Origin of the sequence: Reyranella aquatilis, from assembly GCF_020880995.1 — a bacterium.
GTDB lineage: Bacteria > Pseudomonadota > Alphaproteobacteria > Reyranellales > Reyranellaceae > Reyranella > Reyranella aquatilis.
Genome location: NZ_JAJISD010000001.1, coordinates 700207 through 717145 on the forward strand (window position 1 = coordinate 700207; position 16939 = coordinate 717145).

Annotated in this window: 16 protein-coding genes; 3 read left to right on the top strand and 13 right to left on the bottom strand. The window is 65.5% G+C overall.

Annotated elements, in window-relative coordinates:
- Positions 1–29 precede the first annotated feature (29 nt).
- A complete protein-coding gene (locus LJ725_RS03410; RefSeq protein ID WP_230549206.1) occupies positions 30–959 on the bottom strand; it encodes a fumarylacetoacetate hydrolase family protein in 930 nt (309 codons plus the stop codon).
- Positions 956–1288, bottom strand: a complete 333-nt coding sequence (locus tag LJ725_RS03415) for a carboxymuconolactone decarboxylase family protein (RefSeq protein WP_230549207.1) — start codon at positions 1286–1288, stop codon at positions 956–958. Before LJ725_RS03415 ends, LJ725_RS03410 begins: the two co-directional genes overlap by 4 nt.
- 63 nt (positions 1289–1351) lie before the next feature.
- Here LJ725_RS03415 and LJ725_RS03420 point away from each other — a divergent pair, with 63 nt between their 5' ends.
- Complete coding sequence (locus LJ725_RS03420) at positions 1352–2299, top strand: VOC family protein (RefSeq protein ID WP_230549208.1); 948 nt, start codon at positions 1352–1354, stop codon at positions 2297–2299.
- A 9-nt stretch (positions 2300–2308) separates the two neighbouring features.
- Here the strand turns inward: LJ725_RS03420 and LJ725_RS03425 are convergent, their stop codons facing one another.
- Genes LJ725_RS03425 through LJ725_RS03470 form a run of 10 tightly spaced genes read right to left on the bottom strand, consistent with a single transcriptional unit; the run spans position 2309 to position 13983 of the window.
- Positions 2309–3178 carry a fumarylacetoacetate hydrolase family protein gene (locus LJ725_RS03425; protein ID WP_230549209.1) on the bottom strand — a complete coding sequence of 290 codons (870 nt, stop codon included), beginning with the start codon at positions 3176–3178 and terminating at the stop codon, positions 2309–2311.
- Between the two features lie 14 nt (positions 3179–3192).
- Positions 3193–4050, bottom strand: coding sequence for a DODA-type extradiol aromatic ring-opening family dioxygenase (locus LJ725_RS03430; protein ID WP_230549210.1), 858 nt, complete (start codon positions 4048–4050; stop codon positions 3193–3195).
- Positions 4051–4054: 4 nt separating this feature from the next.
- On the bottom strand, positions 4055–6391 hold the full coding sequence (locus tag LJ725_RS03435) for a xanthine dehydrogenase family protein molybdopterin-binding subunit (RefSeq protein ID WP_230549211.1): 2337 nt from the start codon (positions 6389–6391) through the stop codon (positions 4055–4057).
- Between the two features lie 36 nt (positions 6392–6427).
- Complete coding sequence (locus LJ725_RS03440; protein WP_230549212.1) at positions 6428–7393, bottom strand: Bug family tripartite tricarboxylate transporter substrate binding protein; 966 nt, start codon at positions 7391–7393, stop codon at positions 6428–6430.
- 36 nt (positions 7394–7429) lie between these two features.
- Entirely contained in the window at positions 7430–8659 is a 1230-nt protein-coding gene (locus LJ725_RS03445; protein ID WP_230549213.1) for a VOC family protein, read from the bottom strand.
- Between the two features lie 13 nt (positions 8660–8672).
- The gene (locus LJ725_RS03450) at positions 8673–9455 is read right to left on the bottom strand and encodes an FCD domain-containing protein (RefSeq protein WP_230549214.1); all 783 of its coding nucleotides are present in this window, start codon (positions 9453–9455) and stop codon (positions 8673–8675) included.
- Positions 9456–9461: 6 nt separating this feature from the next.
- The gene (locus LJ725_RS03455; RefSeq protein ID WP_230549215.1) at positions 9462–10169 is read right to left on the bottom strand and encodes an ABC transporter ATP-binding protein; all 708 of its coding nucleotides are present in this window, start codon (positions 10167–10169) and stop codon (positions 9462–9464) included.
- Complete coding sequence (locus LJ725_RS03460; protein WP_230549216.1) at positions 10159–11907, bottom strand: branched-chain amino acid ABC transporter ATP-binding protein/permease; 1749 nt, start codon at positions 11905–11907, stop codon at positions 10159–10161. Before LJ725_RS03460 ends, LJ725_RS03455 begins: the two co-directional genes overlap by 11 nt.
- Positions 11904–12755: a branched-chain amino acid ABC transporter permease gene (locus LJ725_RS03465; RefSeq protein ID WP_230549217.1), complete on the bottom strand. Its 852-nt coding sequence runs from the start codon at positions 12753–12755 to the stop codon at positions 11904–11906. Before LJ725_RS03465 ends, LJ725_RS03460 begins: the two co-directional genes overlap by 4 nt.
- A gap of 7 nt (positions 12756–12762) precedes the next feature.
- A complete protein-coding gene (locus tag LJ725_RS03470; RefSeq protein WP_230549218.1) occupies positions 12763–13983 on the bottom strand; it encodes an amino acid ABC transporter substrate-binding protein in 1221 nt (406 codons plus the stop codon).
- A 206-nt stretch (positions 13984–14189) separates the two neighbouring features.
- Here LJ725_RS03470 and LJ725_RS03475 point away from each other — a divergent pair, with 206 nt between their 5' ends.
- Together LJ725_RS03475 and LJ725_RS03480 are read left to right on the top strand one after the other, a co-directional pair.
- The gene (locus tag LJ725_RS03475; protein ID WP_230549219.1) at positions 14190–15242 is read left to right on the top strand and encodes an alcohol dehydrogenase; all 1053 of its coding nucleotides are present in this window, start codon (positions 14190–14192) and stop codon (positions 15240–15242) included.
- On the top strand, positions 15239–16201 hold the full coding sequence (locus LJ725_RS03480; protein ID WP_230549220.1) for a class I SAM-dependent methyltransferase: 963 nt from the start codon (positions 15239–15241) through the stop codon (positions 16199–16201). The genes LJ725_RS03475 and LJ725_RS03480 overlap by 4 nt, the downstream gene beginning before the upstream one ends.
- On the opposite strand, the gene LJ725_RS03485 is transcribed toward LJ725_RS03480, so the two are convergent.
- A complete protein-coding gene (locus LJ725_RS03485) occupies positions 16182–16922 on the bottom strand; it encodes a TlyA family RNA methyltransferase (RefSeq protein ID WP_230549696.1) in 741 nt (246 codons plus the stop codon). The two genes, LJ725_RS03480 and LJ725_RS03485, sit on opposite strands and share 20 nt — an antisense overlap.
- Between the last annotated feature and the right edge of the window lie 17 nt (positions 16923–16939).

The window sequence follows — 16939 nt, forward strand, 5'->3', positions numbered from 1 at the left end:
CCGCCGAGACGGAGCGACCGTAAGAGACACTACTTGGCGTACTTGCCGGTGAGCTGTGGCGTGTGCGGGCCCTCCCCGCCCTTCTCCTTGTGCTGCAGGCGCGTGGTGCGAGCCCAGGTGCGCTTCAGGTCGTCCTTCACGTTGAACTTCAGCGTGCCGATTTTCTCCACCGTCAGCTCGATCTTGTCTCCGTCCATGAAGGAGTGGAGGCCGCGATGGTTGGTGCCGGTGGCGACGATGTCGCCGGGCTCCAGCGTATGGATCGAGCTGACCCACTCGATGATGCGCGGGATGTGATGCGCCATGTCGGACGTGTTGAACTTCTGCATGACCTCACCGTTGTTGGTCAGCGTGATGTTCAGGTTCTGCGGATCGGCGATCTCGTCGGCGGTGACGATGCAGGGGCCGATCGGCGCGAACGTGTCTCGCGACTTCATCTGGAAAAAGACGTTGCCCGGCGGCGGCAGGCCACGGGCCGAGCCGTCGATGAAGCAGGTATAGCCGAAGATGTGCTTGAACGCGTCGGCCTGCGTCGCCCTCGTGGCCCGCTTGCCGATGACCAGCGCCATCTCGGCCTCGCCCTCGAAGATGGTGGCCGGGGCATCCGGCAGCACCATCGTGTCGCCGTCGCCGATCACGGCTGTCGCCGCCTTGTGGAAGGCGTTGATGGCGGGCTTCTCCGGCAGCGTGCCGTCTTCCATGTAGTTCACGGCCATGCAGACGATGTTGCCCGGCTTCGGGACTGGCGGGCGCAGCTTGACTCCGGAGACCGGCACTCCCTTGCCCGCAGCGGCGGCCTTCTCGACCTTGCCCTTGTACTCGTCCCAGCGGGCGATCAGGCCGATCATGAGGTCCCGCGCCTCCAGGTGCGGGATGTCCTTCACGGCATCGGTGACGTCGACGACCTGGTCGCCCTTGATGACGCCCAGCCGGTAGTCGTTGAAATAGCAAAGCTTCACTTCTTCTCTCCCTCTTCAAACACTTTCCTGGCGACGTTGGCGGCCGACATGGCGGTCGGCCAGCCGGAATAGAATGCGAGATGCGTGATGAGCTCGATCAGCTCGTCCTTGGTCACTCCATTGTTGATGGCACGGGCGAAGTGTCCCGTCTGCTGCTCCGTGCGATTCATCGCGACCAGGGCTGCACACGTTATGAGGCTGCGGTCGCGCTTGGAGAGGCCCGGCCGCTCCCAAACGTCACCGAACAGGACATCGTCCGTGAGTTCGATCAATTTGGGGGCCAGGGACCGCAGCGCGTCGCGTGGATTGGCAGCCGGCGGCTTGGACATGGTTTCTTTCCTTTTCAGGGTCGCATGGTCGGGCTAGCGTTCCTCCAAAGAGCGGAGGAAACAATGGCCGTAATCAAGGCTGCGGAATTTGCCTGGCCCCGCATGGAGGCCCCCGATCTCGACCGAATGGAGGAGTTCCTCACCCATTTCGGTCTGATCCGTGCGGAGCGCACACCCAACGCGCTCTACATGCGCGGCACCGACGACCACCACCATCTGCATGTCGTGCACAAAGGCGGCACCAAGTTCATCGGCTTCGCCTATCACGCCGCCGACGAAGACGACCTCAAGCGCCTGGCGAAGCTGCCGGGCGCTTCCGCGATCGAGACGATGGACGAGCCTGGCGGTGGCAAGCGCGTGCGCCTCACCGAACCCAACGGCTACCAGATCGAAGTGGTCGCCGGGCAGAAACGCGTCGAGCCGATCAAGGTCGCCCGCGACGAGCACAACACGGCCCGCGAGCCGGGGCGCCGCGTGGGGCGCGTGATGCGTCTCGGCAAGTCGCCCACGTCGATCCAGCGCATCGGGCACGGCGTGCTTTCCTCGCCCAAGGTGATCGAAACCGTGGCCTGGTTTCGCGAAACGCTGGGCATGATCCGCTCCGACGACGTCTATGTCGGTGAAAAAGACAACATCATCGGCTCGTTCAACCGGCTCGACCGCGGCGATGCCTATGTCGATCACCATGTCTTCTTCTGCAATCACAACACGCGGGCCGGCTTGAACCACGTGTCCTACGAGGTGCAGGACATCGACTGCGTCTTCCAGGATCACGAGTACATCAAGCGGCTGGGCAAGTACGACCACATGTGGGGCATCGGCCGACACCTGCTGGGCAGCCAGGTCTACGACTACTGGTGCGATCCGTGGGGCCGCGTCCACGAACGCTGGGCGGATACCGACCGGCTGAATGCAGCCAATGGCGGCAACCTGCTCAGTGCCGAGGAAGGCTTCCAGTCGCAATGGGGCGACCGGCCGCCCGACCGTTTCCTGGGCCACGCCAGCCCCTGAGACCGTCACCTACTTCGTCTTGAACTTGTCCGGCAGGCGCTCCTCATTGCCGAGCGCCACCCGGCGCACACCCTCGCTGTCGGGGCTGGGCGGGAAGCCCTCGGACGCGCGCGGCGCGGGCGTCTCCACGACGGTGTTGGAGAGACGGCCGACACCCGTGACCTCGATGTCGATCGTGTCGCCGGCCTCGAGCGGACGGGAGTTCGCCGGTGTGCCCGTGAGCAGGATGTCCCCCGGCAGGAAGGTGATGTGGCGCGCGAGGTCGGCGATCAGGTAGCCGCAGTCGAAGATCTGCTCGCTGACCGCACCTTCCTGCACCATCTTGCCATTCTTGTAGCTGCGCAGCGTCGACTGCCGCACATCGACGCCGGAGACGAGCCCAGGGCCGATCGGGCAGAAGCCGTCCATGCCCTTCACCCGCAGCATCGAGCCCGCATCGGTGTCGCGGAAATCATGGCAGCCGAAATCGTTGGCCGGCGCGAAGCCCGCGATGCATGCCCACGCCTCCTCCCGGGTCACGTTCTTCGTCACCTTGGAGAAGACCACGGCCATCTCGCCCTCGTAGTTCACGTACTTGTAGCCCTTGGGCTTTACCAGCTCGCCCTTGTGAGCGTTGAGGGCCGTCAAGGGCTTCTGGAAATAAGTCGGCGTCTTGGGTGGCGTATGCGTGTTGTTGAACTCGTAGTAGCGCGAGATGTAGTTCACGTGGACACACAGGATCTTGGTCGGATTGCAGGGTGGCAGATGAACGACGTCCTTCTCCTCGGCCGTGCGCCCGTCGGCGAAGACGATCTTTCCATCCTTGAACTCCACCCAATAGGCGCTGCCGTCCTTGATGACGTGACGGATTTCCTTGCGCGATCCCTCGAGTACGCTCATCTCAACAACTCCCCCTACTGAAGATCGAACCAGACATGAACATTGCCGGTGCCGGCCGCGTTCTCGTATTCCGAGAGCTGCGTGCCGCGGGCCCGGCAACTCCTGCCGCCCAGCGCCCCCATCATCTGCGCGTAGTGTGCGCCCCGACCCTCGTACTTGGCTTCTTCCAGTTCCGGGAAGCGGTCGAGCACGATGTCGTGCCGGCCCTGCTTCCAGAGTTCCAGCACCTCCATGTCGAGCGCACGGTTCTTCGGCTCCGAGACGTTGTCGGGATGCCAGACGCGCGGATTGGGCGGGACGTGATCTAGGTCGTAGAACTTGTGGCTCATCGCGCCGGATGCCAGCAGCACGACGCGGGCATCGGAGCGGCGGATCGCCTCGCCCACGACCTCGCCCATCTCCAAGAAATGCTTGAACCTGGCCGTCTGGCAGGTGCCGACGCTCAGCACCTTTTCGCCACGGCCGAGATAGTGGATGACGTTGATCGTCGGGTAGTGCAGCGGCAACGTCTCCTCGACGACGTTGCGCGCCGCGACCTTCCTCTCCTGCGCCACCTTCTCAACCTCGGCGGCGAGCGCCGGGGCGCCGGCATGATCGTAGGGAAATCGCGTCATCGAGAACGGCAGTTCGTCGGACGTGTAGCTGCCCTTGTAGTGGGCGGCGCCGGCCACGAGGTGCAGCGACGTGGTGAGCCAGTGCGTGTCGAAGAGCACGAACGTATCGGGCTTCACCGCGTCGATCTTCGCGCGCACGCGCTCGAAGCCCTCGACCAGGTCGGAGTCGCGGCCGTTGCCGCGCTGCACGCGAATTTCCTTGGGTTGCACCAGGCCGGGGTGGTGCGAGACCACGGCCGCGCCGACAATCTGTCCCATGGGTCTAGGCTCCCTTCGCTGCCTGGATGGCTCGCCAGACGTTCTCCGCCGTGGCGGGCATGACCATATCGCGCACGCCAAGCGGCGCCAGCGCATCGATCACGGCGTTCATCAGCACGGGCATCGCGCCCACCGTACCGGCCTCGCCCGCGCCCTTGGCGCCCAGCGGATTGTACTTGGTCGGCACCGGATTGGACTTCACCTCCATGCTGCACATCATGTCGGCGCGCGGCATCGTGTAATCGAGGAAGCTCGCGGTCAGGAGCTGGCCACTCTCGCGATCCCAAACCACCTGCTCGCCCAGGATCTGGCCGACGCCCTGCGCCACACCGCCGTGGATCTGGCCTTTCAACCCGATCGGATTCATCACGGTGCCGACATCGTCGACCACGGCATACCGCTCCAGCTTCACCTCGCCGGTCTCGGGATCGACCTCGACCTCGCAGATGTGGCAGCCGTTGGGATAGGTGTCCTTCTCGCCGAGATAGGTCGCGTTCTCGTAGAGACCGCCCTCGAAGCCGCTCTTGGGCCACTTGGTCGGATTGAAGGCCGCCATCGCGACCGCCTTCAGAGACACCGTCTTGTCGGTGCCCTTCACCTTGAAGATGCCCTCGGCGAATTCGATGTCCTGCTCGCCCGCTTCGAGCAGGTGACCGGCCAGCCGCTTGCCCTTGGCGATCACCTTCTCGGCCGCCATGAACAGCGCCGATCCTCCCAGCACCGTCGAACGCGAGCCGTTGGTTCCCATGCCGAAGGCCACGCGGTCGGTGTCGCCATCGATGAACTGCACGTCGTGCGGATCGATGCCCAGACGCTCGTTCAGGATCTGCTTGAACATGGTCTCGTGTCCCTGCCCCTGGGCTTTCGTGCCCATCAGCAGGGCCGCCGTGCCGGCCGGATTGAAGCGGATCTCGGCGTACTCCGGCTGGGCCGTCCCCGCGGCCTGCTCGATGGCATTGATGATGCCGAGCCCGCGCAGCTTGCCGCGCTTCTTCGACTCTTCGGCGCGCGCCTGGTAGCCCGCCACATCGGCGAGCTTCAGGGCCATGTCCATGTTCTTCTCGAACTCGCCGCAGTCATAGAACGGCCCGACCGGGCTCTGGTACGGCAACGCCGCCTCGCCCAGCATGTTCTTGCGCCGCAGTTCGACCCGGTCGATGCCCAGTTCGCGCGCCGCATCGTCGATCAGTCGCTCGATAAGGTAGATGGCCTCGGGCCGCCCCGCACCGCGATAGGGCGCGGTGGGATTGGTGTTGGACAAAACCCCCACCACGTTGATGTAGGCCTTCGGGATCAGATAGACGCCCAGCACCGTGCCGATCATGCCGAAGGGCGACAGCAGGTTGCGGTCGGAGCCGACATAGGCGCCGATATTGGCCAGCATGTTGAGGCGCAGCGCCACGAACCTGTTGTCGGCGTCGAGCGCCAACTCGAGTTCGCCGACGTTGTCGCGCCCGTGTTCGTCGGCCATCACCGCCTCGGAACGCTCGCAGCACCATTTGACCGGCCGCAGCAGCTTTCGCGCCGCCCAAAGGGTCAGACGATGCTCGACATACTGCCATCCCTTGGTGCCGAAACCGCCTCCGACATCGCCCGTGATCACCCGCAACTTGCTTTCAGGCACCTTGAAGACGTTCTGCGCCAGCATGTTGCGGACCCGGTGGGGATACTGCACGTCGGCGTAGAGCGTCATCCGGTCTTCGCCCTGGTCGTAGACGCCCAGCGTGCCGCGCGGCTCCATGTACTGGGCATGTACGCGCGTGATGACGTAGCGACGCTTGATGACCTTGGCCGCTCCCTTGATCGCTTCGTCGGTCGCCGCCTTGTTGCCGCGCTCGACGAAGTTGGAAATGTTGTCGGGGCAGTCGTCCCAGACGGCCGGCGCCCCGGGCTTCACCGTATCCTCGGTGAGAGTCACCGAGGGGATCGGCTCATAGTCGATCTCGACCAGTTCGGCGGCATCCTTGGCCTGTGCCAGCGTCTCGGCCACCACCATCGCCACCGGGTCGCCGACATAGCGCACGCGGTCGACGACCAAAGCGGGCCGCTGCGGCGCGAACATCGGCTTACCGTCAGGCCGCTTCCTCGGCATGTTGGCCTTGGGCATGCCGAGCCCGTCCGCCACCACGTCGTGGCCGGTATAGACAGCCAGGACTCCGGGCGCCGCCGCCGCCGTCTTGGTATCGATCGAGCGGATATGCGCATGGGCATGCGGCGAGCGGACGAACACCGCATAGGTCTGCCCGTGCAGATTGATGTCGTTGACGAAGCGGCCCTGCCCCCGCAACAGGCGCGGATCCTCGAAGCGCAACACCGGCTGGCCGATTCCGTACTTGCTCATGACACCCTCTCTCCCCTGCAAACGCTCGATCTGACTCTAGGACTGGTTGACCACGTGGGCGAGCGGGCGCCAGCGAGCCATGTCGGCTTCCACCCGCGCCCGGAACTCGGCCGGGCTCGTGACACGCGTGTCGTTGCCCAGCTCTTCCAGCTTGGCCTTGACGTCGGGCCGCGCCATTGCCTGCTGGAACGCGGCATACAGCCGGTCGCGGATTGCGGGCGGCAGCCCGGCGGGCGACGTGAAGCCGAGCCAGGACACGACGTCGTAATCCGGCACCACCGTCTCCGAAACCGTGGGAACGGCCGGAAAGCCCGGATGCCGCTCCTTGGAGGTGACGGCCAGCGCCCGAAGCTTGTCGGTCTTCATCAACGGCTGCGCGCTCGAAAAGGTCGCCACATGCATGTCGAGGCGGCCCGCGACCAGATCGTTGTAAGGCTGCCCGATGCCGCCCTTGTAGGGTACATGGGTCATCTTCGCGCCGGTCTTCTCGAGCATCAGCTCCATCGCCATATGGAGCGTGGATCCGACACCAGACGTGCCGTAGGTCAGCTTACCCGGATCGCGCTTGCCTTCCTCGATGTAGGCCTGGAGCGTCTTGAAGCGCGAATCGGGGCCGACGGTGAGAACGAAGGGGAAGCGCGTGACGATCGAGATGAAGTCGAAGTCCTTGAGCAGATCGTAGCTCAGGCTGCGGTCGGTTGCGGAGACGACGGCCTGCCCGCCCGTCATGAGGTAGAGCGCGTAGCCATCGGGCTTCATGCGCGCGACCTGGCTGGCGGCAAGCCGCTCTGCCGCACCCGGCCGCGGCTCGATGACGATCTGCTGACCGAGAATCTCCGTCAGCGGCCCGCTGAGATGGCGCGCGATGGTGTCAGGGTTCGAACCGGCGTCGTAGCCGTGAATGAGCCTGATGGTCTGCGACGGATAGGCCTGCGCACGCGCAATCGCGGGTGCGCCAACCGCCGCCGCCGCGGCAGACATCAGCAAGGTCCTGCGTCTCATGTTTCCTCCTCCTGTTCTTCATTGTTCGGGCCGTCGTTATCCCAACGGTCCCATGAACGTCTGATCGGCGTAGGTGTCCGACAGCGGCTCGATCGCCTCCGGCCAGTCCTTGCCGACCTTGCGGCGCAGCTCGGCCGGGCGCGGCTTGCCGTCCCAGCCGATGCGCTCCATGTAGTAGTGCAGCATCAGGCAGTGGCCGGCCGGATCGAGAATGTGCGCGGCATAATCCACACCGGGATAGAGCTCCGGCGGAATGACGTCGGTGAACGGCACGCCCTTCTTCTTCAGGTAGCTCACTGCATCGCGAAGCTGCTGGTAGCTGCCGACCTCGATGCCCATGGAGGCGCAGCTCGTATCGGGATTGAGCCCGAGTTCGCCCCTCAGCGCCTTCGGGAACAGCGAGAGCGAATGGTGCTCGCTGCCGTTGCGCAGGAAGACGCAGCGATGGCCCTTCCAGGTCACGACCTCGGTGCGGATGAAGCCCATCGTCTGCGTGTAGAAGGCTTCCGACGCGCCGACATCGGCGACGAACAGGCTCATCGGGCCGATGCTGGTGACCTTGAACGGCCGCGGCAGGCGCGTTCCGGCAACGACGTATTCCTCGCCGGTCTCGTCCCGGATCACGTTGCCGGCATTGATGTCGATGCCCTTTGCGATGGCGTCGCGCACTTCCTGTTCCTCGGAAATCTGCGGCAGTTCCGGCGTCTCCCGGAAGGCGCGGTAGTACATCGACTCGGGCTTCGAGCGGCCGTCCCAGCCGATCTGTTCCATGCCGTAATAGAGTTCGACCGTATGGCCGTCGGGATCGCGAATGTAGGTGTGCCAGTTGCTGCCCGGCATGTCGCGCCCGACCCGGCGGATCTCGACGTCGTGCTGGCGGAAATAGTCGGCCGCCGCGAACACCTCGTCCATCGTTCCGACCTGCCAGGTGATCTGGTTCACCGTGACATCGCGCGAGACCGCGTCGTCTCCGAAGATGGCGCCCAGCGACTTGTGCGCCAGCAGGAAGGCATGGTGGTCGGCATTGTGGCTCATGAAGACGATGCGCGGATCCTGGAGGCGCTTCGCCATCTCCTCGCGGCCCGGCACCTTGGAGAAGTCGCGCGTGTCGGTGACCCGGAACCCGAGGAGACGGGAGTAGAAGTCGAGCCCCTTGCCCATGTCCGCGACGTTGAAGCCGAAATGCCCAAGACGCCGGATCTTGAACGGCCGCGGATAGCGAACGCCGCCGACGTCGTAGGTCGCCGGTCTTTGAATCGTGTCCATGGTCTTCTCCCCTTCAGCTCTTGCGGCGCCCGGCGGGCCTCAAGGCCCTGGCATTGCCGCGGATCAATCCCGGAACGTCTGACACGGCCTGCTCGACGGTCGTGCGGATGTGCTTCTCCATGAGCGAGCAAGCCAGATCGGAATCGCGCGCCAGCACGGCGTCGCGGATTTCCAGGTGCTCGTTGCGGCGATGCAGCCGGCTATGGATCATGGTCAGCCAGTGGTAGCGGCGCGCTTGGTCGAACAGCTCGCTGCGATAGTGCAGCGACCACGGCGAGCGGCAGGTTGCCACCAGCGCATCGTGATAGCGCTTGTGCCGCTTGCCCCATTCCTGCTTCACGGACAGCGGATCGTCTGGGCGCGGCGCCGCCAGCTTGCTCAGCAGGAAGTAGGAGCTCACGATTTCCGCCTCCCACGCGTCGGTGCCGTGGCGTATCGCGTCGGCAAGCGTCTTCGTCTCCAGATAGACGCGCAGTTCCGAGAGATCGAGGAAGTCCGCCAGCGAGATCGGCGCGACCTGGAAGCCGCGGCCGGCCTCAGTGCGCGCCAGCCCCTCCGATACGAGATGCGACAGCGCCTCCCGCAGGGTACCGACGCTGGTGTCGTAGCGCAGGCGCAGTTCGCCGAATTTCAGCTTCTGGTCGGGCTTCAGCACGCAGCAGAGGATGTCCTCGCGCATCTTGCGCAGGACGTCGAACGTGGCGGCGTCCTCGCGGCTCACGTCCTGGGGCGCCGTCGTCGCCGACAGGTTCTCGTTGGCGCCCTCGAACGGGGCGGTCGGCAGGGTCTTGGGCATGCGGGCTCAAACTCCCAGATAGGCTTCGCGTATGTGGGACTGCTTCATGAGTTCGTCCGGAAGGCCGGTCGCCACGATGCGCCCCTGTTCCAGCACGTAAGCCCGGTCCGCCACGCTCAGCGCCTTGATGACGTTCTGCTCGACCAGTAGCACGGCGGCGCCGCCGTCGCGCACCCGGACGATGATATCGAACATGTCGTCGACAATGGTCGGCGCGAGACCGAGCGACGGCTCGTCGAACAGAACAATCCGCGGCTGCGCCATCAGCGCCCGGCCGATCGCCACCATCTGCTGCTGTCCGCCGGACAATTCCCCCGCCGCCTGCGCCCGCTTCTGGCGCAGGATCGGAAACAGCTCGTAGACCCTCTCCAGCGACTGGGCCCGCGCCGCCCGCGGCCGGGGCAGGTAGCAGCCCAGTTCCAGGTTCTCCTCGACAGTCATCTTGGTGAAAAGCCGGCGTCCCTCGGGCACCAGGGCGATCCCCCGTTCACAGAACCCGTGCGGGCGCACGCGCGTCATGTCGGCGCCATCGAAGCGAAGCTGTCCCTGCCGCGCGCGCAGCATCCCGGCGATCGCGTTGATGAGCGTTGTCTTGCCGGCGCCGTTGGGGCCGATGACCGAAACGATCTCCCCGGCATCGACGTCGATGGAGACGTCCCAGACGGCGGGCGCGTCGCCATAGCCGACATGCAGGTTGCGGATCTCAAGCAGCATAGGCCTTGCCGAGATAGATGCTGACGACGCGGGGGTCGCGCATGACCTCGCGCGGCTCGCCCAGGGCAAAGAGCTTGCCTTCGTTGAGCACGGCGACCCGGTCGGAAAGTTCGACCACCGCCCGCATCAAGTGTTCCACGAAGACGATGGTCGCGCCCTGTGCGCGGATGGCCCGCACCAGGCGAATGGCATTGTCGACTTCCGTCGGATTGAGGCCCGACAGGACCTCGTCGAGCAGGAGCAGTTTCGGTTTCGCCGCCAGCGCGCGTGCCAGTTCGAGGAACTTGCGCTCATGCAGGTTGAGTTCCGAGGGAAGCGCCTCCTCCTTGCCGCCAAGGCCGGTGAAGCCGATCCAGTGCAACGCCTCATCGCGGATCTCGGCGGTCGTGCGTGTAGATCCGCCGAAGGTCGCGGCCATGGACACGTTGTCGAGCACGGTCATGTTCACGAACGGTCTTGGAATCTGATAGGTGCGGGCCACCCCGCGGCGGGCGATCTCGTGTGCCGGCAGATGGCCAATCTCCACGCCGTCGACGGTGATCGTGCCGCCGCTCAACGGATAGAAGCCCGAGATGACGTTGATGAGGGTCGTCTTTCCCGAGCCGTTCGGCCCGACCAGCCCCAGGATCTCGCCCTCGCGCACGTCGAGATCGACGCCGGCCAGGGCCTGCAGGCCGCCGAACCGTTTGGCCGCGCCCTTGGCTTCCAGGATGTTGCGGGTCCCGATCCGGTGCGGCGTCGCTGGAACCACCGGCACCACGGCAGCCTGTGCCCTCTCCTCGACCGGCCGGCGGCGCTTCAGCCATGCCTGGATCGCCGGCACTACGCCGTCGGGCAACCACAGGATCGCGAGGACCAGAATCAGCCCGACGACCGCCCGGCCCACCATCGCCTCGCCGCCGCTGATGAATGCATAGAGCAAAGCCGTGATCACGGTGGCGCCGATCGCCGGGCCGAACCAGCTGCGCGCGCCGCCCAGCACGCTCATCAGAACGACGTAGAGTGGCACGGTGAGTTCGAACGTCCCGGCCACCGTGAGAAAGCCGACATACATCGCGTGGATGCCGCCGACGGCGCCGGCAATGCCGGCCGACAGGGCAAAGGCGATCAGCTTGTAGCGGAATGTCGGCACGCCCTTGGCTTCGGCGACATCCTCGTCATCGTGGATGGCGAACAGGCCGAGGCCGAGACGCGAATGCGCCACCCACCAGGCGATGCCCAGCGTCAGCACGCACATCGCGAATCCCAGCATGTATATCGTGCCGGTCTGCGTCGGCATCAGGTTCGGCACTGGCACGGCGCTCATGAACACGCCGGCGCCGCCGTCGATCGGTGTGTTGAGGATGATCGTGGCAATGACGAAGGTAACGGCAAGGGTCAGCAGGGCGAACAGTTCGCCGCGCAGCCGCTTCATGCGGAACACGACCGCTCCGATGCCGACGCCCAGCAGGGCCGCCATCGCCGCGGCGACCGGAACCGTCGCGAGGAACGGCACGCCCGCCTTCGTGGTCAGCGTGGCGGTCGTGTACATGCCGACGCCGAAGAACGCCGCATGCCCGAGGCTGAAGTAGCCTGCGAAGCCCGAGAGCAGCGCCCAGCTGGTCGATAGCGAAACCCAGAAGAAGACCAGATAGAAGAACGAATCGTAGAAGGCCGGCAGTCCGGCCGTCGGCAGGATGGCGAAGGCCAGGATCCCGAGCGCAGCCGCGGCCTTGGGAAGTGTGCGCCCGACCGTCATGACCACTCCGGATCCCATAGGAGGATCGCGATCAGCACAGAGAACGACACGACCGGCGCCCAGGCCGGACTGAGGATCGCCATGGCGATGGACTCGCTGGCGCCGATCAGCATGCCGGCAGCCAGAGCACCCAGCGGATTGCCAAGCCGGCCGATGATCACCACCGCGAACACGACTCCCAGCCAGGCCCAGATCTGGGCCGGCGCCAGGGTCGCGATCAGGGCGATGAAGGTCCCCGCCACGCCGGCATACGCGGCGCCGACGCCAGAGAGCAGGTAGGCAAGTTTGCGGTGATCGACGCCGTACGCCGCGGCGATATCCGCATCCTCGGCGCTCGCGCGCAGGGCCTTGCCGACATAGGTCTTGCGCAACCAGAGCCAGGTGCCCCACGCTAGCACGCCCGCGACCAGGCAGAGGATCAGTTCCAGTACCGGGATGTAGAACGGTCCCGCCTTCAGCGACCAGGTCGCATAGTGGGTCTCGAAGCGGCGATAGTCCGCGGTCCAGTAGAGCTGGATGCCGACCTCGAGCATGACCGCGAAACTGAAGGTGATCAGCAGCGAGCCCAGTTCGTTCACCTTGAAGCGCACGAATATCCAGTGCTGGGCGAGGCCGATCACGAACATCGACGGCACGATGAGCAGCACCGACCACCATGGCGCGACGTGATAGGTCGTACCCAGCTCGTAGGTCAGGTAGGCCGCGAGGAAAGCCAGTGCGAAATGGCTGAGATTGACCAGTCGCAACAGGCCCCAGCTCAGGCTGAGCCCCAGCGCCAGCAATCCGTACATCCCGCCGGCCAGGACGCCCGAGATCAGCGCCTGGCCAAGTAGTGTTGCGCTCGGCATCCGTCGCTTAAGGCAGCAGCTTCACGCCGGGCGCCGCGAACTCCTTGGGCCAGACGACCTTCCACTCCTTGTTCTGCACCTGGCGGATGAGCTGGGCCGGGGCGCCGTGATTGTAGAGTCCGTCGAACTTCAGCGGCCCATAGATCGTGTTCACGACGTTCTTCTTCAGGAACGCCGCGATCTGCTTGTCCTCCAGGCTCTTGGCGCCGTTCACGCCCTGCTCGAGTATTTGCCATTCCGAAACCATGCCGGCGGCCTGGGCATCGATCAGGGGATATGGCAGGTTCGCCTTGGTGGCCCTCTCCTTGTAGGCCGCAGCGATCTTGGCGACCCCGGGACGGCTCATGAAAGGCTCGTCCGGCTCGAGGAAGGTGGACGACCAGGCGAGGTTGCCGTCGGGCGACAGCGCCAGCGGCCCCGGCGCCGGATAGAGGTGAAAGCTGCCCTTCGGCGTGTAGTCGAGCTTGCGCAGCGCTTCGAGTATCTGGTTGCTCTCCAGCCCCAGCGAACCGACCCAGAGGAAATCGGCGTTCGCCTCCTTCACCCGTGCGGCGATGGCGCCAAAGTCGCGGTTGCCGGCCTCATATTCCAGATAGAGCGGCACCTTCACGCCGCGCTTCTCGGCCTCGACCTTCATGCCCTGCGCCATGAACTGCGCCGACGGGAACTTGCTGGTGAGGATGACCATGCTCTTGGGCGGCGTCGGCAGGCTCGCCATCGCGTCCAGGATCACGTTGGGATAGGTCTTGTCGGGCTCCGGACCGAAGGGCGTCGCGGGGAAGGCCATATCGTAGGTCTGCAGCTTGGGAATGCCCATGCTGCTCTGTATGATTACCTTGCCGTAGCGCTGGGCCACGCCCATCGCCGCCAGGATGGGCGCCGTCGCATAGGGCCCCTGGATCAGATCGACCTTGTCGACGGTGATCAGCTTCTCGTAGAGGCTGCGCGCTACATCGGGCTTGGACTGGTCGTCGAGCAGCACATACTCGACCGGCCGGCCGAGGAAGCCGTCCCGGCTGTTGATGTCCTCGACCATGATCTCGGATGCGATCTTGTGGATGACCGCGGTCTGCGCGAGGAACCCCGTCAGCGAAAGCGTCCCGCCGACCCGCACTGGCTTGCCCGAAGGCGCCGCGCGCAGAATGGCCGGCGCCGCAAGCACGGCCGTCGAACCCAACAATCCCGCCAAGACATGGCGACGACGCCATGAGCCCATGCGCTCGCGCATCCGTTTCCTCCTTCGACGCTTGTTTGATTTTGAACGTCGTTGCCCGCGATGGTGGAGGATCGATCCTCGTAAGTAAACGGGATTTTCGAAACTTTCGAAAATATTGAATAAGACCCTCTCCGCCTCTGCATGCGTCGCCGGCAACGCAGACGCGGCGCGTCTTTCGGCCTATTCTGCGCCCGGGTTTCGTAACGGAGAGAGTCCCAATGAAGAGCTACAAGGTCGTCGAATTCGGCCAGCCGCTGCAGAAGGTGGAGGAAAGCAATCCCGCGCCGCAGGGCGCCGAAGTCCTGGTGAAGGTCACGGCCGCCGGCGTCTGCCACAGCGACGTCCATCTGTGGGAAGGCTTCTTCGACATGGGCGGCGGCAACAAGGTCTCGACACAGAAGACGATGAACCCGCCGCGCACCATGGGCCATGAGATTGTCGGCGAAGTCGTGGCGCTGGGTCCCGACGTCAAGGGCGCGAAGGTCGGCGACAAGGCCGTCGTCTATCCGTGGATCGGCTGCGGCACCTGCTGGTACTGCACGAACGGGCGCGAGCACCTCTGCCCCGCCCCGCGTGCGCTCGGGGTCAACAAGGACGGCGGCTACGCCGATCATGTCCTCGTGCCCGACGCGAAGTATCTCTATCCCTACGGCGACATCCCGACCGATCTGGCCTGCCTGTACGCCTGCTCCGGCATCACCGCCTTCAGCGCCGTGAAGAAGACGGTCGGCGAGGACGGCGGCAAGCCGATCCTGGTGATCGGCGCCGGCGGCGTCGGTCTGATGGGCGTGAAGTTCGCCCAATCGGTCCTGGGCCGCGCGCCGATCGTGGCCGACATCGACGAGGGCAAGCGCAAGCTGGCGCTCGACAACGGCGCCATCGCCGCCATCGATCCGCGCGACAAGGACGCCCGCAAGAAGGTCTTCGAACTGACCGACGGCACCGGCGTCGGCGCCGCGATCGACTTCGTGGGCGCCGACAGCACCGCCCAGTTCGGCGTCAAGGCCCTGGCCCGCGGTGGCCGTCTTGTCGTCGTCGGCCTGTTCGGCGGCACGTTCTCGCTGCCGATGCCGATGTTCGCCTTCACCGGCTGCCAGATCGTGGGCTCCGTCACCGGCAGCCCCGGCGAGATGAAAGAGATGATGGACCTCGTCACGGCCGGCAAGGTGACGCCGGTGCCGATCGTCACGCGCAAGCTCGACGAGGCCGACGCCACGCTCCAGGAACTGCGCAAGGGCCTGATCATGGGGCGGGCCGTCCTCGTTCCGTGAGCCAGGCGACACGCGCCCTCGCCCACGCCTTCGACACCGGAACGCTCGCCGCAAGGCGGGCGTTCTTCCTGCGCGCCGAAGAGCCGCCCTTCGCGGAGATCGATGCGGAGCAGTCGTTCAGGCCGGCCTTCCTGCGCCTGAAACGGGCCGTGCCGCGGCTGGGAACCGGCGGGCACGAGCTCGGCCTCATCTTGCTGACCAAGCACAAGGAAGAAAACTTCGCCAACATCGCCCGCGGCTGGGACCTGCTGGCTCCCGGCGGCACATTGGTCTGCGCCGGCGCCAACGACGACGGTGCCGCGAGCCTCGAAAAGCATGTCGGCAAGGCCTTCGGCGGCGTCGACACGCTCTCGAAGTTCCACAGCCGGGTCTTCTGGTTCGCCAAGGCCGGGCGAACGCCGCCCGACTATTGGCGGCAGCTCGCGACCCTGCAGCCGGTCGGCGACGGTTCGTGGCTGAGCCAGCCTGGCGTCTTCTCGTGGGATCACATCGACGACGGCTCCGCCTTGCTGGCGGCGCTCCTCCCCGATGACCTCGCAGGCCACGTCGCCGATTTCGGCTGCGGCTGGGGCTTCCTGACGCGTCACGTTCTCGCCACCTGTCCTGCCGTCACGAAGCTCGATGGCATCGATGCCGAGCACCGCGCCGTCGAGGCGAGCCGCGCGAACGTCACCGACCCGCGCGCGAGCTTCCACTGGCTCGACCTGATCAACGAGGCTGCCCCCGCGACCTACGACGCCATCGTCTGCAATCCGCCCTTCCATGCCGGCCGTGCCGCGGAGCCGGCGCTGGGCCAGGGCTTCATCGCCGTCGCTGCCCGCGCGCTGAAGCCTGGCGGCCGCTTCTACATGGTTTCCAATCGCGGTCTGCCCTACGAGCCGCTGCTGAAGGCGAACTTCACGTCGTTCGAGACGCTGGCCGACAACAACAAGTTCAGAGTTACGCTGGCGCGACGCTGAACACGGCCGCAATCAGGAACTCCTTGTTGCCTTCCGCCCCCGTGATCGGACTTTCCGTGACACCGAGCACCTGCCAGCCGGCCTGTCCCGCGAGCCAGGACGAGATCGTCTCCACGATTTCCACGTGAAGATCCGGCTCGCGCACGATGCCGCCCTTGCCGACGCGGCCCTTGCCGACCTCGAACTGAGGCTTGATCAGCGCGGCGAGATACGCGCCCGGCGCCGCCAGCGCGAGCGCCGCCGGCAGGACCAGCCGAAGGCCAACGAAGGAGGCGTCGCAAACCACGAGATCGACGGGCTCGGGGATTTCCGCGCGCGTCACGTCGCGAATGTTGGTCTTCTCCATCGACACGACCCGCGGATCGGTGCGCAGTTTCCAGGCCAGCTGGTTCGTGCCGACGTCGACAGCGTAAACCCTGGCCGCTCCCCGCTGCAGCAGGCAGTCGGTGAAGCCGCCAGTCGAGGAGCCGACATCGAGGGCGATGCGACCCTCAACGGGAATCGCGAAGTGGTCGAGCGCCTTCTCGAGCTTCAGCCCGCCGCGGGAAACATAGGGATGGAGCTGGCCGCGAACCTCCAGCGGCGTGTCGGCCGACACCCCTTGCCCCGCCTTGTCGAGGCGCCGGTCGTTCGAGAAGACCAGCCCGGCCATGACCAGCCGTTGCGCGGCGGCGCGTGTTTCCACGAGCCCGCGTTCGACCAGCGCCACGTCAAGCCGCATCTTCGCCAATACTGTCT

What these genes read in the sequence shown, in the direction of transcription:
- LJ725_RS03465 (WP_230549217.1), bottom strand. Translation starts at nt 12,755, where the DNA reads ATGCCGAGCGCAACACTACTTGGCCAGGCGCTGATCTCGGGCGTCCTG.
- LJ725_RS03450 (WP_230549214.1), bottom strand. Translation starts at nt 9,455, where the DNA reads ATGCCCAAGACCCTGCCGACCGCCCCGTTCGAGGGCGCCAACGAGAAC.
- LJ725_RS03475 (WP_230549219.1), top strand. Translation starts at nt 14,190, where the DNA reads ATGAAGAGCTACAAGGTCGTCGAATTCGGCCAGCCGCTGCAGAAGGTG.
- LJ725_RS03435 (WP_230549211.1), bottom strand. Translation starts at nt 6,391, where the DNA reads ATGAGCAAGTACGGAATCGGCCAGCCGGTGTTGCGCTTCGAGGATCCG.
- LJ725_RS03455 (WP_230549215.1), bottom strand. Translation starts at nt 10,169, where the DNA reads ATGCTGCTTGAGATCCGCAACCTGCATGTCGGCTATGGCGACGCGCCC.
- LJ725_RS03460 (WP_230549216.1), bottom strand. Translation starts at nt 11,907, where the DNA reads ATGACGGTCGGGCGCACACTTCCCAAGGCCGCGGCTGCGCTCGGGATC.
- LJ725_RS03415 (WP_230549207.1), bottom strand. Translation starts at nt 1,288, where the DNA reads ATGTCCAAGCCGCCGGCTGCCAATCCACGCGACGCGCTGCGGTCCCTG.
- LJ725_RS03420 (WP_230549208.1), top strand. Translation starts at nt 1,352, where the DNA reads ATGGCCGTAATCAAGGCTGCGGAATTTGCCTGGCCCCGCATGGAGGCC.
- LJ725_RS03440 (WP_230549212.1), bottom strand. Translation starts at nt 7,393, where the DNA reads ATGAGACGCAGGACCTTGCTGATGTCTGCCGCGGCGGCGGCGGTTGGC.
- LJ725_RS03470 (WP_230549218.1), bottom strand. Translation starts at nt 13,983, where the DNA reads ATGCGCGAGCGCATGGGCTCATGGCGTCGTCGCCATGTCTTGGCGGGA.
- LJ725_RS03445 (WP_230549213.1), bottom strand. Translation starts at nt 8,659, where the DNA reads ATGGACACGATTCAAAGACCGGCGACCTACGACGTCGGCGGCGTTCGC.
- LJ725_RS03485 (WP_230549696.1), bottom strand. Translation starts at nt 16,922, where the DNA reads ATGCGGCTTGACGTGGCGCTGGTCGAACGCGGGCTCGTGGAAACACGC.
- LJ725_RS03425 (WP_230549209.1), bottom strand. Translation starts at nt 3,178, where the DNA reads ATGAGCGTACTCGAGGGATCGCGCAAGGAAATCCGTCACGTCATCAAG.
- LJ725_RS03430 (WP_230549210.1), bottom strand. Translation starts at nt 4,050, where the DNA reads ATGGGACAGATTGTCGGCGCGGCCGTGGTCTCGCACCACCCCGGCCTG.